The 17,963-nt window shown below is 38.4% G+C and carries 10 protein-coding genes and 2 pseudogenes; 4 read left to right on the top strand and 8 right to left on the bottom strand.

Annotation, left to right across the window (positions count from 1 at the left end; translation table 11 throughout):
- The first annotated feature begins 665 nt into the window (after positions 1-665).
- The 3 genes and pseudogenes from AAHB12_RS22785 (at position 666) to AAHB12_RS22775 (ending at position 4,572) form a co-directional block, all read left to right on the top strand.
- Positions 666-1,142, top strand: a complete 477-nt coding sequence (locus AAHB12_RS22785) for a hypothetical protein (RefSeq protein WP_342047268.1) — start codon at positions 666-668, stop codon at positions 1,140-1,142.
- A 419-nt stretch (positions 1,143-1,561) separates the two neighbouring features.
- A pseudogene (locus tag AAHB12_RS22780) lies at positions 1,562-3,020 on the top strand (IS1182 family transposase).
- 223 nt (positions 3,021-3,243) lie between these two features.
- On the top strand, positions 3,244-4,572 hold the full coding sequence (locus tag AAHB12_RS22775) for an RNA-guided endonuclease InsQ/TnpB family protein (protein ID WP_342047265.1): 1,329 nt from the start codon (positions 3,244-3,246) through the stop codon (positions 4,570-4,572).
- Between the two features lie 442 nt (positions 4,573-5,014).
- On the opposite strand, the gene AAHB12_RS22770 is transcribed toward AAHB12_RS22775, so the two are convergent.
- From AAHB12_RS22770 to AAHB12_RS22740, 7 genes and pseudogenes are all read right to left on the bottom strand, one after another.
- On the bottom strand, positions 5,015-6,295 hold the full coding sequence (locus AAHB12_RS22770; RefSeq protein WP_342047264.1) for an MFS transporter: 1,281 nt from the start codon (positions 6,293-6,295) through the stop codon (positions 5,015-5,017).
- A 455-nt stretch (positions 6,296-6,750) separates the two neighbouring features.
- On the bottom strand, positions 6,751-8,181 hold the full coding sequence (locus tag AAHB12_RS22765) for a PTS mannitol transporter subunit IICB (RefSeq protein ID WP_342047262.1): 1,431 nt from the start codon (positions 8,179-8,181) through the stop codon (positions 6,751-6,753).
- Complete coding sequence (locus AAHB12_RS22760; RefSeq protein ID WP_342047260.1) at positions 8,178-10,328, bottom strand: BglG family transcription antiterminator; 2,151 nt, start codon at positions 10,326-10,328, stop codon at positions 8,178-8,180. The genes AAHB12_RS22765 and AAHB12_RS22760 overlap by 4 nt, the downstream gene beginning before the upstream one ends.
- A 41-nt stretch (positions 10,329-10,369) precedes the next feature.
- On the bottom strand, positions 10,370-11,893 hold the full coding sequence (locus AAHB12_RS22755) for an extracellular solute-binding protein (RefSeq protein ID WP_342047258.1): 1,524 nt from the start codon (positions 11,891-11,893) through the stop codon (positions 10,370-10,372).
- 150 nt (positions 11,894-12,043) lie between these two features.
- A pseudogene (locus AAHB12_RS22750) lies at positions 12,044-12,224 on the bottom strand (DDE-type integrase/transposase/recombinase); the annotation flags it as partial.
- 109 nt (positions 12,225-12,333) lie between these two features.
- A complete protein-coding gene (locus tag AAHB12_RS22745) occupies positions 12,334-13,863 on the bottom strand; it encodes an FGGY-family carbohydrate kinase (protein WP_342047257.1) in 1,530 nt (509 codons plus the stop codon).
- A 42-nt stretch (positions 13,864-13,905) separates the two neighbouring features.
- Complete coding sequence (locus tag AAHB12_RS22740; protein WP_342047254.1) at positions 13,906-14,682, bottom strand: SDR family oxidoreductase; 777 nt, start codon at positions 14,680-14,682, stop codon at positions 13,906-13,908.
- A gap of 219 nt (positions 14,683-14,901) precedes the next feature.
- Here AAHB12_RS22740 and AAHB12_RS22735 point away from each other — a divergent pair, with 219 nt between their 5' ends.
- A complete protein-coding gene (locus AAHB12_RS22735; RefSeq protein ID WP_342047253.1) occupies positions 14,902-16,026 on the top strand; it encodes an ROK family transcriptional regulator in 1,125 nt (374 codons plus the stop codon).
- 320 nt (positions 16,027-16,346) lie between these two features.
- Here AAHB12_RS22735 and AAHB12_RS22730 read toward each other — a convergent pair whose 3' ends face one another.
- Entirely contained in the window at positions 16,347-17,942 is a 1,596-nt protein-coding gene (locus AAHB12_RS22730) for a xylulokinase (protein ID WP_342047252.1), read from the bottom strand.
- Positions 17,943-17,963 lie beyond the last annotated feature (21 nt).

The following is a 17,963-nucleotide window of genomic DNA, read 5'->3' as shown; positions in this document are numbered from 1 at the left end:
CGTGTTTTCTTATAAACAGTACAATTTTACGTTTCCAAAAAGGAATAAAATTTATGCATATTGTATACGTGTCAAGTAGACATAACATCTCATTACCGGAAGTAGGATCCCCTCGGGAATCCGCATGAATACTGGATTTCTCACAATCTCTGAATTTATCACATATGCAGGATTTTATGCAATGCCCAGGCGGTGCGGGTTTTGGACTCCCTATCCCTTAACACATCCCCCTACTTTTTGCATAAGTCCTGCTTATTTTTGGGATGTAACTTTGAAATAAAGTTTGATTAAAAATGTTGCTCAAACCCTCATTTTACAGCAAACAAATAGAATCCATTTTGAAAAATTCTTCTTCAGCAGATTTAAGATTGGTTTTTATAAAAAAGGATTGGTTTAAGACTATGAAAAGAAGATTCTAAGGTATCGACTTGATTTTTGTTCTACTCCAAGTAAAAAAACGCAACCTAAAATAGCTTCAAAAAACCAAGGGTCTCAAGATTTTACTGAAAGACAAGAAAAATGAAGTTTAAGGCTTGATCTAGCAATGAAGACATGTTGTTTAACGAACGTTGCAGTTTAGTGGAACATTGAATTTTGTGATTACCGAATAATAAAACTGAATCCTTTTCTATTAAATGGTAATTATATAGAAGAGGAGGGGTTAAATGATAGGTCTAATTACCACAATAATTATATTTAATTTCATTTCATTTAAAACCAATAAAAGACTGACATTTAATCAAATTCTTCATATTTGGACATTTTCCGTTGCGTTTCAAAGTGTATTTGACGTTTTTGTGGTTTATAAATACGAAGGATACTGGTTTTTCAAAAAAAGTGTTTTAGAATGGGCAAGTATTCTTCCGCATTTGTTTGTAGTCCCACCTGTAAACATAATGTTTTTAAATTGGTTTCCTTTTAGAACCAAAGTTACAAAACAAGTTTCTTACATTTTCCTTTTCACAATAGCATGCGTAATGTATGAGGCAATTACCTTACTTCCTGAACCTTGGGGATATTTTCGTTATGGATGGTGGAAATTATGGCATGCAGCTATTTTTGACCCTATACTTTTGCTTATTTTGTTAGGTTATTACAAATTGGTATGTAAGGCAGAAAACAAAACCAGGACAAGCTTTTAAAAAAGATTTTCCCAATTTGTGAAATATTGTACTTAAACAAACGGGTGCGATTGTCAAATAAGGGCAGTCGCTTTCCTTGTTCCACTAACGTTGCAGTTTAGTTGAATAGCCGAGCTCTTTTGCTTTTTATCTGAATTGTTAAATAAATGATTAAAGGTAGGTAATACTAAAAAGATCGTTATTTTTTGCTCCATTTTCCTTTATAAAATATCAACATTATCGTTTAACAGAGCTTTTTAACAGATTTTCTGAAAAGAAGTCCCCTTCCTCAAGGAATGCGAAGGGCGTAGCCCAATGAGTAGGGAGGGCACTGAAAAAGTCCACTCTACAAAAAAACAGGCACCCATTCCTCCGTTAAGGAGGAATGGGTGCCTGTTTTTTTGTATTAATAGGTATATTACTAGATACGGGTGATGGCGATGATTCAAAAACATAAGACAGCGGTTTCGAGTCCATATATGGCGATTTATGATCTTGTTGTTCCGGCAGATAATCTCTTACGAAAAATAAATGATCTCTTAGACTTTTCATTTGTTTATGAGGAACTAAAGAATAAGTATTGCCATGATAACGGTCGAAACGCGATTGACCCGATCTGCATGTTCAAATATTTATTGTTGAAAACCATCTTTGATTTATCAGATGTAGATGTGGTAGAACGCTCGAAATATGATATGTCCTTTAAATATTTCTTAGATATGACACCAGAGGAAGCAGTGATTGAACCGAGCTCACTGACCAAATTTCGAAAACTGCGTCTGCAAGATATGAACCTTCTGGATCTGCTGATTAACAAGACTGTCGAGATTGCCATTGAAAAGAGAATGTTCAAAAGTAAAACCATTATTGTTGATTCCACCCATACGAAGGCACGGTACAATCAGAAAACACCAAGAGAAATCCTGATGAATCGTTCCAAAAACGTAAGAAAAGCCATCTATAAAGTTGATGAAGCCATGAAAGAAAGGTTTCCAGCCAAACCTACAACGGATACATTAGATGACGAAATTACGCATTGCCAGAAACTCGTGGAAGTCATCGAGAAGGAAGCACATCTTTGCGAGTATCCAAAAATTAAGGAGCCGTTGAACCTATTGAAGGAAACAATTGCCGATGATATTGAACAGCTACGCAGCATGAGAGACCAAGATGCGAGAGTGGGGCACAAGAGTGCAGATTCCTCCTTTTTGGGCTACAAAACCCATCTTGCCATATGCGAAGAGCGGATCATTACGGCTGCCCACATTACGACAGGTGAAAAGCCGGATGGCAAACAACTTCCAACACTGGTTGAAAAGAGCAAAGTGGCTGGAATAGAGGTTGAGGAAGCGATTGGTGACATGGCAATATTCAGAGAAGGACAACATCTCATACTGTCAGGAAGAGGATATGAAACTCATTTCAAAACTGAACCCTGTCGTAACACAAGGAATTCGTAAAAAAGAAGATGAATTTGAGTTCAATAAGGATGCCCGTATGTTTGTGTGTAAGGCTGGGCATCTGGCAATCAGAAAGAAACGTCATGGAAAGACGGGAACCGGAAAGAACCCGACCCTTAGGTATTACTTTGATGTGAAGAAGTGCCAGACATGTCCGTTTCAAGAAGGGTGTTACAAAAAAGGAGCCAAAAGCAAAACGTATTCTGTATCCATCAAAAGTACGGAACAGACAGATCAGGAAGAGTTCCAGAACAGCGAGTATTTTAAGAAAAAAGCGAAGGAACGTTACAAGATTGAAGCAAAAAACAGCGAGCTAAAACACCAGCACGGGTATGATGTGGCATTCTCCTCGGGCCTCGTTGGCATGGAATTACAAGGAGCAATGGCTATTTTCACGGTCAACCTGAAGCGAATTTTGAAACTGATGGAGCAGGAATGAGCGATCAGGAGGAACATGCATAAGAAAAAAGACGACAAATGTCGTCTTTTTTCTTACATTCTTTGGAACTGACTGTTAGTTTTTCAGTGCCCTCATGAGTAGGTGGAGGATGAATTTTCAGTAGACGTAAGCCTATTTTTTCTCTTCTTTGTAGTTGGTTATTGAGAATCGAACACATATTCGTTATAATGGTATTACCAATACATGGAAGGTGGTGTTTAAAATGGCAACTAGGGAAGATGGAACTCATATAAAAGGAACAAAAAAATCTTTACCAGATGGTTGGATCACTTCTGGTTTTCGTTTTTCTATTGTTCCTACTGAGGAACAAGCGATACGTCTAGAACGAGCATTTGGGTGTGAGAGAAAGGTTTACAATGTATATATAGCTGATTTGTATGAGTATTTAGAAGGAATTGGATTTGAGGGCGGTTTTATTCGTTATAAGGTTCCTTCCTACACAACGATTACTGCCCAGTACGATTATTTAGATAAAAGCAATGATTCTTTTGTCTACAATGATGCGAAAATGAGGTTTCAGGCAGCTATTCAGAAATACAATGAGGAATATGCAAAAAAACCTATGCAGTATAAAAAACCTGTATGTAAAAAAATGAAAACCATGGGTTATATTCCTACTTTTCGAGACATCAAAGGTGTACCTAAATTCCATAGTAAAAAGCAAGGTAAGTTAAGCTACACGACAAACCAAACAAACGGAAATATAAAAATAAGACAAGAAAACGGAGAATGTTTTTTATGTATTCCGAAATTCAAAGAAGGAATTTCTATAATTCTACATCGCGATGTTCCAGCGGATGGTGTCATTAAAAAAGCGACGGTAAAACGTGAGGGAACTCGATATATGGTCTCCTTGTCCATCGATTATCCGTTCAAGGTACCTCAGCCTCAAGAGGATCTATCTCCTGATGATGTAATAGGTTTAGATTATAGTCAGGAACAACTGTATGTAGATAGCAATGGTCACATTGCTGGTTATACAAGATACTATAAGATCATTGAAAAGCGTCAACGGCGTATAAATAAATCTCTTGCTCGTAAGAAGAGCCATGCGAAAACAGATGAAAACGGCAATATTCTATATAGTAAGAATTATCAAAAACAAGTACGTAAATACCAAAAGGTCGTGGCAAAGGTAAAAAATAAAAGAAGAGATACTCTCCACAAGATGACAAATCAGATAACCAATGATTATCAGGCTGTTGTGGTAGAAGATATCGATTTACGAAACCTGGCACAATGCTTACGTTTAGGGAAAAAGTTACATGACAACGGATTTGGGCTGTTCCGTACGATGCTAAAATATAAATGTGAAAGAAAAGGCAAATATTATATTGTTGCTGATACATATTTCGCATCTAGTAAAATCTGTAATTGTTGTGGACATAAGAAAGATACACTTACATTATCCGAAAGGATATACAGATGTACCGAATGTGGTACAAAAACTGATAGAGATTATAATGCAGCACTTAACCTCAAGCAATACGGTACTCATGTTTTGAAGGAAATGAGCGTGTTGTCTGCATAATGTGTATCAGTTTCCAAATAGCGGTAGGAACGCCGCAAATGCAAGGCTATGGACATGAACCGTTAGGTTTGTGAGTGAAGTAGTAATAAAAGAGAAAGATGTTGTTTGTCTTTCGAAGCCCCCACTTCAAGACGTACAGCGAATAAGTGGTGGGTAGTTCACTTAAATCAATGTGGTATTAAAAGTAGTGATAAAAAGATCAAATGTAGCGATAAAAATCTTGATAAATCCCCAAAATGTAGTGATAAAACGAAGAAAAAGTCATAAAAAATAGGCGTATCAAACAAAGTGTTGATACGCCTTAAAACTACATTGTTAAACAACATGTCGTCGTGTAGTAATATTTACATTTCTTTAATTATCTCAGTTTCAGTATTACATATTTAACCCTTGGTTTAAAGAAATTAAAAATTCATTTAAACGGATTATATAATAATAAACCTTACCCTGCTGTCCATTCTTGCTTTACCTCATAATTCGCGGCTGTGCTTTGCTTAGCTGCCTTAAGAAACTTAGTTAACACTGCACTTACAAAATACAGACTCGCAAAAATCCATATCACACCACCTGCGCCTATACTTCCAATAAACAAACCTACGAGCGCTGGTCCTACAAATGCGCTTAAACCTGCACCTAAATTCAAAATAGACATCGCTGCTCCCTTATTATCTGGCGCTAATGAAGGCATTAAAGCGGATAATGGAACATACCCAGCTAAACCTGCGCCAAATAAACTAGCAACAATGGTCATTACCCAATAGTTATGACCGACGATCTGCGGCGTGTAGTACATAGCTATTATCGAAACCCCGCATAGCACTCCGCCAAACCATGCGACTGTAGCTCTCCAGCCAAGCTTATCGCCAACAATTCCAAAAATTAAATTACAAATAATATTTACAGAGAATAGAGTTCCATAGATTTGAAGCCATTCTGAAATCGTGAAGCCATATTGTCCTACATAGGATGGGAAAAATACAACAAATCCAAAAGAAGCTGTTGTATTAATGGTTCTGATAACTCCTCCTATAGCAATTCTAGGGTTTTCAAACATAATCGTAATCCCTTTTGCCAATTCCTTGAGCTTTGATGTATTCTTATCCATGGCTTGCCCATCAAATTTATCTTTATTTAACACGATTGCACATAAACCGCCAAGTGATACAAAGATTAACGCACTCCATAATGTCGGTATTTCACCAATCCTCGGAATAACATAGCTTGAGTAATACGATCCTAAAACATTTAAGCCGAGTGTAAATGCAAACCAGAACCATCCTACCGCTGAACCTAATTTTTGCTCCGGGCTTCGATACGTGATCCATACGATGAAGGAATACGAGAACAATGGATACCCTACACCTCTTAGAGCATATGTTGCTAACATGACAACGTATTCATTATTAGGTAACCCCCAGCCAGCGAATCCAATTGTTCCTACTATAAAGGCAGTTAAGCCAATCGTCATGGCTTTTCTTGGGCCCCAAGTTTGGACGAAGATTCCCGATAACCAAGATGAGATAGTTAATGCAATTCCATAAACAGTATAAAGAAAAGCTGATTGTTGCATCGTCAATCCATTTTTAATTAAATAAGGAGATAGCCAACCGGCCTCTAAACCGTCTCCAATCATAAATAAAGTAATTCCGATAAATCCCCAGGTTAAATTTGAAGGAATACCCAGTCTGTCTAAAAAGTTCTGTTTTCTTCCTACTGCATTCATGCCCTCACCCTCCATATTCTTCTTTTCATCCCCCTGCCCACTATAGCCCTTACAACCTTTCTTACTGATAATGAGGAAGGATGATTACGTTTTCATACTTCAATTTTACTTGTATATAAAAGAATGTTCATTCCTTAGTTGCCATAACTTTGTCATATGTAGAAATTGAAAAAATTTAAGGTGTATATCAAAGCCTTTTATATGAGGGAGTAACGTAGTCTCCGTATGAAATACCGGTTAAGCCTTTCAAAGCATCAGTCTTTTCCTTTTACTAAGTTTTATGTATTGCAATATGTTGCAAGCGGAAGAAGGGAAAGGCATGAATAGGCTGTTATAGTTTCCTACTAAGAAAAAGCGGGCCTTGGGAGCTAGACACCACCCCGAAAAGTTATACTTATCTTATAAAAAAGGCTAGTCCCATTCTATTTAGAATGAGAACTAGCCTTTTGTAACTGCTACTGTAGTTTTAATTTATCAATAAGCGTATCATATGCATCTATATCCGTAAATGATTGCAAAGGGTAATATATTTTGTTTGGGGCATACTTTTCCACGTCTGCGACAAGCTTCTGATGACAGATAATCAAGTCCGTATCCTGAGGAATTTCATCAACAGATGAATTATCTACTTCTATTTGTAGATTTGCTTGTTCTAGCTTTCTCCTTAACATAGCAGCACCCATCGCGCTTGAGCCTAGGCCAACTTCACAAACAAATACAATTTTTTCAATGCTGGAGGTATAGTTGATTGCTCCCGGATCACAAACTATATAATCGGGTTCACCAGTGTTGATAGTTTGGTGTATTGCTACCTCCTCTTCATTCAGATTCTCTATCGTTTCTAATTTATTCATAAAAGTAACTTGCTCTCTATTCTCTTGCTCTGTCGGTGATTCAGTGAATGGCTTTAATATGAGCATACTGCAAAGGAATGTAACGGCTGCCGAAAGAAAAACCCCCATAAACACAAACACCATATCTTCTTTTGGAGCTAACGCTAAAAATAAAAAAATACTTCCTGGCGATGGAAGAGAGACGGTACCAACATCAAACATCTGAAATATAATAATTCCTGTCATTCCGCCTAGCATTAAACCTAAAATGAGCATGGGCCTTCTTAAAACGTAAGAAAAGTAAACCTCATGAATTCCCCCAAAAAATTGAATAAACAGTGCTAACTGAGCTCCCCTTCGTTTTTCTCCTGCACTTTTTAACCAATAGGCAAGCAAAATCCCCAGACCTGGACCAGGATTTGATTCTAATAGAAAAAATATAGACTTACCAAGTTCCTTTGTTTGTTGGATACCCAAAGGGGCTAATATACCGTAGTTTACTATGTTATTAAGAAAGAATACCTTAGCGGGTTCAATGATAACAGCGGCTAACGGCAGCCAACCCGAATAAATGATTTCTTCTAAATACTTTGTGGACCATTCCACCCCCGCAGATAGTGTTTGACCAACATAAAGAAAGCAAACAACGGTAAAACTAACCCCAATCAACGATGCTAGTACATTATTAATTAATAATTCGTAACCAACTGGAATCCTTCCTTTTATAGTCTGATCACACTTACGAATCATCCAACCAATCAGGGGCCCTATCACCATAGCGGCAAAGATAACAGGGGCAGAGCTAGAAAGCGTTAATCCATAGATAACAAAGGATGCTACAACAGCACCTCGCTGCCCTCCGATCAATTTACCGCCAGTATATCCTAATAAAATAGGCAATAACGTATTATAAATAGGATCAACTAGTAATAGAATCCGCTCATTATACCACCAACCGTATACTCCAAACACTTCGCGAATCATGCCCACAGAAATAATCACAGCAATATTTTGCCATATCATGGCACTCAATAACTGACCAAGCTTCCTCATCTATTCGATAACCCCTTTAAGGTGCCTTTTGCTGTAGCGGCATATGCTTTCGATAGCACATCATCTAGCGTAGCTTTCACTTCATGAAGTGGCGCTCCTTTTAACATAGTCAAGAATGATTCTTCAATTAGCATGGAGCTAATTTTACTCAGCATCTTAACATGTTCTTTTGGGGCATCCTTAGGTACTACTAATAATAAAAATGTATTGATTAGCTGTTCTTTATTATCATCACGACGCCATTTTACACGTTCCCTTGTCCGAAAAACCACTGCTAATAACTCAGTTACCCCTTCTGACCGAGCATGAATCATCGCTAAATCATCTAATACAAAGCTCCCCTGCCGTTCACGCCTTTCAATATCCTCATACAGCGTATCGTACTCACACACTACGCTATTATGTTGCATTGTATTTAATATAGTTGCTAAAATCGGTCCCTTGACTTGGATATCTTCAATCACTGCTACATTCCGCAAAATTTGTACCATTGCTTCGCCAAATCTAGCCAGTGACATCATCGAAAGCTGCTGACCCCCTTTTGCTGCTTCCTTTTGTTCCAATAACCGTTGCTTCGGAATATCTTTTAAAGAACTCTGAATTCTGGATACATCCTCTTTCCGTAAGAAGGGGCTAACAATAACAATATTTTCATTTTCTAACGGAGGGAACACAATTGTAGAAATAAATATATCAACCGAACCATGATCTTGAATCCATTCTTGAATTTGATTTACAGAGATAACCCCCTCTATTTTCAGATTCGGTATTTCAGTACGCAGCTGAGACGCAAGATACGTCGATGTACCGAGTCCGCTTGCACACACAACAACAGCCCGGTAGTCCTTTTGTAACATCTCTTTTTTACGAAGCATTGCTGCACCAATATGCATAGCCAAATAACCAATCTCGCCTTCTGGTATGGAGTATCCGGTTTTTTCTGTAAGAATCATACAAGCTTTTTCACATGCAATAAAAATTTCTGGATAGCGATCTCTAATTTTTTCAAGCATTGGATTATGGATTTGTAAACCTAGTTTTAAGCGATTAAAGGCTGGAACAAAGTGAGAAACTAGCCCCTCAAGCAGCAACTCATCCCCTTCAAATGACTCTCCAAGATAATATTCGACTGTATGAATAAAGCTGCTTGTTAATTCGAGCCATTCAAATTCCTGGGGCTCTTCAGCCTTTATCATTTGCTCTCTTAATAGCTGGGCTCCTGCAAGATGGAGAGCAATATAGTTTACCTCTATGTTTGGAATAGAGATAGCAAGTTCATTTTCAATATTGGAGACGATTTTCTCAGCAAGTGAATAAATTGCTTCATCTATGCTCGGATTTGGTAGTGCCGTTGACTCTTCAATTACCCTGTCGTGTTTAATTCGTTCTACTGCCAGCATTAAATGAACAATAAGATTTACATAATTACGATCGGTTAGCTCAACACTTGATTGTTTTTCCCTTAATGCCTTATGCACAGCCTGTTCAACAACTAAAATATTCGGTGTGTGTACAAACTTAAGAAGCCTATTCCTAATTACCGAGCCCAAGGTATCTTTTTCTCCAGAGGATTCATCTTGTTTAGATCGATAAAACAGTTCCAGCCATTCTTCAAATGCAATATCTTTATGAAGCAAATATGATAACATTGTTCTACGCTGTTGCTCTGTCCCTTTCACATAAACGCCAATTCCTGGCACACGCGCAAGTTCAATATTTCCTTTCTGTAACCATACAGCTACTTTATCTAAATCATTACTAATTGTTGCCTCTGTAACACCATAGTGGCTGCCGAACACAAACTGCTTCATTGGCTCCTTAGAAAGCAGTAATTCATATGCAATCCCTTCCCAACGCTCTTCAGGAGAATACGCTGATAACGCTTTTATCTGTCCGAGATGTTCTTCCAACCTTTCTCTTCCTTCTACAGAACCTTTCAGCTCAATTCCAAACCCTATTTTCCTCCCTATTTTTAAATCATAATATTTTAACACCGACTTTAATGATGTTACTTCTCTTTGGATTGTCCGTACGCTCACCTTAAATATATCAGCTAACTGTTCATATGAAATCGGCTTCTTGGCAAGCAATAGTGTACCTATTAGCTCTTTCTGTCGAGAATTAATCATGGCTAGCTCTTGATTCATTGTGTCATTCTCCTCCCCGTTGCAAGTATGAACATGGCCTGTTACTCATTCTTACCCAGTGCTTCATTGCTTTTCCTAGCAATGCTTCGTACCGTTTCTTCCGGAGTTTGCTTATTTAAGAGCATTTTCGATAGTTCAGTAAAAATCAACATATTTGCTTGCTGCCACTGCGGTATTTTTGGTCGTACGTACGTATTTTCATCTTTCCAAGCCTCAAAGGCAGCCTTCATTGGTAGTAAATTAGGTAGTTTTTTTGAATCCGGCGTCCCATCCTGCAAGTCTTTTTGGATGTCAGGAAGTGCATACACAGAATAACGGGTTGGTGTTGATCCACCAGTAGTTGATTGCAAAAGCATATATTGTGTTTGCGGTGCTGTAGCCCATATAAGAAATAACCATGCTGCCTTTTGCTCCTTCTCACTCGCATATTTATTAATTGCCAATCCTGTGCCGCCAAATGAATTGGCATAGCCCTTCTTTCCCTTTGGCAGGATAGCCCAACCCACCTTGCCGGACACATTGGATTTTGTTTTATCCTCAAATAATGCAGAAAAATCATGCCACTCGGGCGCCATTGCAAGATCCCCATTTGCAAAGGCATCTGCAAGCTGTGTCCAATCCCATGAAATACTCTCCGGTGCAGCTATTTTTATCAACTTCCGATAAAAACGAACTGATTGCAGCACAGCATCTGATTTCCCCTGTTCAATATTTGACATCTCAACATAATCACCGCCATTAGCCGCAAGAATATTACTAAAATCATTCATTAAGGAATCCCCACGCTTTGCTTGATGCCCAATCCCATACTTTACCTCAGTAATAGTGCCATTTGCAGCCTTCTCGTTAATCCACTTGCCAATTTCATAATACTGATCCCACGACAGATTGGGACCAGGCGTCCAATCATACCCATGCTCCGCCATAAAGCTGTCTTTGTATTTTTCAAACACATCTTTTCTATACGCAAGCAGCATTGTAGACGCATCATATGGCAATGTTAACAGCTTATCTTTATTGCCCATGTAGCTGACAACGTTAAGCTGATTTTGAATAAAATCTCCTAATCCTCCTGGTACATGCGGCAATTTAGGGTCATCATTAAACTTGTGTAAATCAACAAATCCCTTATCATACTGGGGAAGAATTTGGTATGGATCGGCATAAATAATCTGATATTTGGCTGCTGCCGCATTCATATCAAGCCCTGTCTTCTCAATGACTGTCCCCAAATTATCGAGTTCCATATTGATCTTAATTCCTGTTACAGCCTCAAATCTCCAAATATTCGCTGCTAAAGCTATTGAAGGCGGCGTATTTTCAGTGATCATATTAATTGTAACTCCGTCAAATTGTCTCCAATCAAATCCCTCTGGTTCCTGAATTTCTGGAAGGTCCTTAACTTCTTTTTCGAAAAACAACGGAGTCGCTAGCTTTTTATTCGGTTTATCCTTCATCTTAACGTCGTTATATAAAAAGAAACTATTTATCGCTCCTCCTACAAGCAACGAGACGATTGCAATCACTATAAAGGGATAACTTTTCACCCAAAATCCTCTTCTCACAACGTTACTATTCTCCTTTTTAGAAAAATAAGAATCGCATAGACTTATTCACTATACGACTCTTAAATAATTTTGCTTATAAGAGATTATTAATAATAATCAGCATGATTACAGTATGATGAAAGGAATGTATATGTTCTCTTCTTTTCACTCTTGAATCGCTACAGAATAGGCGGGATTTTTGTCTACTGTTTATAACACGAGGCTTACAAATATGAGAAGCAGCCAAGGTTTTCTTGAAAAGGCGCTTGACTGCTTGTTTATCTCTTGATTCACTTAGATCAAAATCAATGGTATTCCCTTCTAAACCGACTGCACGATATAAATACAAAGTTGCCTGCTAGATCGTCAGCCCCATATCCAGTTCTTTTTTCCATTTATTCATTTGCAACGCATATCTGTTTAATTTCAGATTATTTTTTTGAAGCATACGCTATAAATTATGTTGCTGAAATGTTTGTCAGCGTTTTCATATCATTCTTTAAATTTTTGTATATAGATTTATAAACACCATAATATTCATTGTATTTTTCATGATTCTCGTTATTTGGCATAATCTTTTCATCTAATACTTGCCACTCTTTCACATCTTCATAGGATAGAAGACCTGTTCCAATGCCAGCAAGCATAACATCCCCCATATTCGCTTCTACATCGTGAACTGGACAAACAACTGGATAGCCAGTAACATCTGCAAAGATTTGTCTCCACAACTTTGACTTTGTCACACCACCTGCAAGCAAGATATATTCGCCGAGATTTTCTCCGGTCGTTTTCATCGCATCTCTTAAAGAAAACGCAACCGCTTCTAAAAATGCACGGTACATATGGGCCTTTGTATGCGCCAATGAAAGCCCAACGATTGTTCCTTTTGCATCTGAATCCCAAATAGGACTTCTTTCTCCCATAAAGTAAGGAAGTACAATCAGACCTTCACTTCCAACCGGAATATTAGCTGCCTGTTCATTTAAAACATCATATGCATTTTTCCCACCAGCTTTTTCCGCTTCGATTTCAAATTGACACATCGTTTGCCGGAACCATTTCACAATTGCTCCAGCTGTAGCTCCACCAGCAAAATAATAGGATAGTCTTTTGGCATCATATAAATATGGCCAAACAATCAAACCTTTTCCTTTCACTGGTTTATCAGAAATTAATGCTGCGCACATAGAAGTTCCGATTGCCGCTGCATAAATACCAGATTCAAATACACCAAGGCCGATATTGGCAGCACCGCAGTCAATACCACTTGCGATCACTGGCATTCCTTCAGAAAGCCCCAGCTCAGCTGCAACTTCTTTTGTCAATCCACCAACAATATCCGTTGATTCAACGATTTTTTCTGGCATCATCGACAGAGGAATTCCCATTGCCTCCATCATTTCTTTAGACCAGGTTCTGTTATTCATATCGAAAATACCGCCGATATTTCCTGCAGAAGAATAATCAATGACAATTTCTCCGGTAAGTTTATAAATGACATAATCATTTGGCGGCAAAAAGATCTTTGTTTTTTTCCAGTTTTCCGGTTCATGATTTTTCATCCATAATATTTTCGTATAGCCGTAATAAGGGTCAGCTCCATTATGGGTAATTTCTAGAAGCCTTTCTTCTCCGATATGATCTAGGACCCACTTTGTTTCTTTCTCTGCTCTACGGTCCATCCAAATCATACACGGCCTGACAGGTTCCATGTTTTCGTCCAATGGAATTCCAGAACCCCCATACAGACCGCTAATAGCTATCCCCCGAATTTTCTCTGATGGAATTCCTGATTTCTGTACCGTATTTTTAATAGATGCTTTCGCTGCATGCAGCCATACATCCGGCCACTGCTCGGCCCATAAAGGCTTTGGGGTTAATACATCATATTCCTGTAAATCTTGAGCAATCAGATTGCCATCTGTATCCATTAAAATCGTTTTGGTACCAGATGTTCCAATATCTGTTCCAAGTAAGTAGTTCATTGATAGTCTCCTTTTATAAAAAAGTCAGATTCTTTCAATCTATTAAATACAAGTAAACGCACCGTCTATAACAAAGTCAGCTCCTGTCGTAAAGCTGCTAGTGTCCCCTGCAAGATAGACGCAAATGGACTGAAGTTCTTCAGGTTTTCCCATTCGCCCAAGCGGTGCCACCTTGTTCCATTGTTCAATCAAAGGCTGTAAGCTTGGAGAATTTAAGGTAAGCTCTGTTCCGATATATCCTGGGCTGATGCAATTAACGCGTACATTTCTTGTTGCCCATTCCACTGCTAGCGATTTTGTCAGCTGGATCACACCTGCTTTAGAAGCATTGTAGGAGCACTGTGGTTGTGGCACATTCACAATATGTCCTGACATGGATGCAGTATTAATAATGGAACCGCCACCTTGTTTTAACATAACCTTTCCGGCTGCTTGTGCTGTTAAAAATACACCATTAAGATTAATATCAATTACTTTTTTCCACTGGTCATATGTCATTTCCTCAGCTGGAATGTTCATACAGATCCCTGCATTACAGAAGGCAACATCTAAACGTCCAAAAACATTCAAAATTTCTTCGATCATCGCATCTACATCTTCTTGTTTTGTGACATCTGCTTTAATTGCAATCGCTTTAATTCCATTGTTTTCTTCGAGTTCTGCAGCTGTCTTTTTTGCTTCGTCGAGATCCAAGTCCACAATCGCTAAATCTGCTCCCGCTTCAGCGAAAGCGGTTGCAACACTTTTACCAATTCCCCTTGCGCCGCCAGTGACAAAAATTTTCTTTCCATCCAATCTCATTTTTTCAATAATTCCCATGTTTAATCCTCTCCCCTTTTATAAATTAATTTTGTAAAATCATTTTATAAAATATACTCACATAATAAAACTTCCTTCTTTGTTAGTCAACATTCAAAAAGTTTAAAATTGGCAAAATACATCTTGCCAAAGTTGTTATTACTTTATCTTGTGTGATATATTTAAATAGAATTAAGCAAAGAAGTTTTATAAAACTATTTTATATAATGAGGTATTTTCATGGATCAGGGCATTACATTTAAAGATATAAAAAAGAGTAATTACTCAGCGATTTACCATCTCATTTATCAAAATGGAAAGCTTTCAAAACAAGAAATTGCGAATCAACTTCGCTTGAGTTTACCTACTATAACCCAAAATCTAGTTCGCTTAGAGGAAAAAAAACTAATTGAGAAGAGCGGACAATTTGAATCTTCCGTTGGCAGGCGCGCAACTGCTTATGACATATGTCCTCAAGCCCGTATTAGTATTGGCGTAGAAATTCAGAAAGAGACTGTCCGAATCTTAGCAATTGATTTACTTGGTGCTGCCTTCCAGCAAACGGAATTGTCGCTTAGTTATTCCAATACAGATAGTTATTACAAAGAGCTAAGCGATGCTGTACAATCGTTCATCTCATCTTTAGATGTGACAGAAGAGCAGGTTCTTGGGATTGGGCTTGCTGTACAAGCATTAACATCAATTGATGGACAAAAAATTACGTACGGAAAAATATTAAACTGTACAGGGTTAGAGATTGGTGTTTTTTCACAGTATCTCAAGTACCCTTGTATCTTTGTACATGATGCAAAGTGTGCAGCAACAACAGAGCTGTGGGTAAGAAATGACATTGGAGATGCTATCTATCTGTCCATTGGTAGGCACCTTGGGGGAGCCATTATCATGAATGATCAAATTGAGATGGGAAAAGAAGGACATAGCGGTACGGTAGAACATATGACGATGGATCCAAATGGTTCTCCTTGTTACTGTGGAAAGAAAGGCTGCATGGAAACCTATTGCTCAGTTAATGCGCTCTTAGAAGAAGGAGAATCATTAGATTTTTTCTTCGAACAGGTGCGTTCCGGGACGCTTCCATATGTGGAGAGATGGAATACTTTTTTAGATCATTTAGCATTTTCGATCAACAATATCCATCTTGTCATTAACAGAGAATTTATTCTAGGCGGGCATATATCCTCTTATTTAAAGAAAAAAGATATTCAAATTCTTCATGAAAAAGTTTATGAAAGAACGGCATTTCCAAGCAATGAGCCCTTTATTCATATTAGCCGTTCACCTGAAAATGGAGTTCCTATAGGTGCTGCTATCCCATTTATTCAATCATTTTTGAACGCAATTTAAGATACAAATATGACTTGTTAAAGCATAGAATCTCAATATCCTTTTCAGTTGTGAATTATAATACTACCCCAAATAAATTATGTATGAATTCAATCTCACTTTGGACAGACTTCACCTCTTGTTGGAGTTGTCCTTTTTTCAGCATATGCAGCACCTTCACTCCGCAAAGGACCTGTTCGGCTGTTCGAAACGCTTTACTTTCTTAAAGCGGAAAAATCTACTCACTAAAGGTTAGAGTGAGTAGATTGAGTTAGATGTATTGAAATTGTTTTTATACTCCTATTGAGTGCATTGCTAAGTAATCAATTTCTAAATATTTATTACAGACTTTCGATTGCCGCTCTTTCGATTGCAAGCCCCTCGGTGTAACGTTTCATAAATCGTTCAAAGCCTTCTACATCCCTAGGATCAGGGGACATAGCCATACTGGCTTTTTCTGCAAATACTTTCTGGCTTAAATACTCCTCTAGCGTTTCATTATCCGCTTTGTTCATCATATAAGCTGCAAGCAGGGCAATACCCCATGCTCCGCCTTCTCCTGCGGTTTCCATAACGGAAACAGGAACATTAAGAGCCGCAGCCATGATGCTCTGTCCAACATCTTTCGTCTTAAACAAACCTCCGTGGCCTAGAATTTCATCCAGTTTCACTTCTTCTTGTTTGAGAAGAATATCCATACCAATTTTCAGTGCGCCCAATGCTGTAAATAAGTGTACACGTACGAAATTAGCCAGATTGAAATTGCTATCTGATGAGCGAACAAACAATGGACGACCTTCTTCAAAGTGGGTAATGTGCTCACCGGAAAGATACCCATAAGCCAATAGGCCGCCGCAATCCGAATCTCCTTGAAGAGCCAAATTATATAAAGTTCCATACAACTTATTCATGTCAGCATCTATACCCATTGCTTTTGAAAATTCATCAAACAATCCGACCCATGCATTCAGGTCTGAGGAGCAGTTGTTGGAATGAGCCATAGCTACCAGATTACCAGCAGGTGTGGTAACGAGGTCAATCTCGGAATATACTTTGGACAGTTCCTTTTCCAGTACAACCATTGCAAATACTGATGTTCCGGCAGAAACATTACCAGTACGCTTCGCTATGCTGTTCGTTGCGACCATACCCGTTCCTGCATCACCCTCCGGCGGACAAAGTGGAATACCAGCCTTCAGCTCTCCGGTAACATCCAGAAGCTTCGCCCCTTCTTCTGTAAGTACGCCGGCGTTTTCGCCCGCTACCAAAACCTTAGGCAAAATATCTTCAAGCTTCCACGGCAGATTACGAGATGCAATCAATTCATTGAATTGCTTGCTCATTGTTTGATTATAGTTCTTCGTATTCAAATTAATTGGAAATACACCCGACGCTTCACCAACTCCCAGAACCTTCTGCCCTGTCAGTTTCCAATGAATATAACCAGCTAGCGTTGTCTGGAAGCGAATATCAGCAATATGTTCTTCCTGATTCAAGATCGCTTGATACAGATGAGCAATGCTCCATCTTTGAGGAATTTGGTAGTTAAACAATTTTGTTAGCGCTTTCGAAGATTGTTCAGTCATATTGTTACGCCAAGTGCGAAAAGGCACCAGAAGCTCTCCATCTTTGTCAAAAGTCATATAGCCATGCATCATCCCACTAAAACCGATTGCTCCTACTGTTTGTAAGGTGATACCATATTGCTGTTTTACATCGTTAGCCATCCTTTGATAGCTGTCTTGTATGCCCTTCCAAATATCCTCAATGCTGTATGTCCAGATGTTGTTCACATAGCTATTTTCCCAGTCATGGCTACCAGATGCGATCGGTGCATGATCTTCTCCAATGAGAACTGCTTTAATTCGGGTTGAACCAAGTTCAATACCAAGTACTGTTTTGCCCCTTTGAATAGCATTTTTTATATTAAGACTCATGTAATTTTCCTCCAATCCTCA

It is taken from the genome of Bacillus sp. OTU530 (assembly GCF_038440375.1).
The sequence above is the reverse complement of the archived record's forward strand: the minus strand, read 5'-3'. Positions and strand labels throughout refer to the sequence as shown.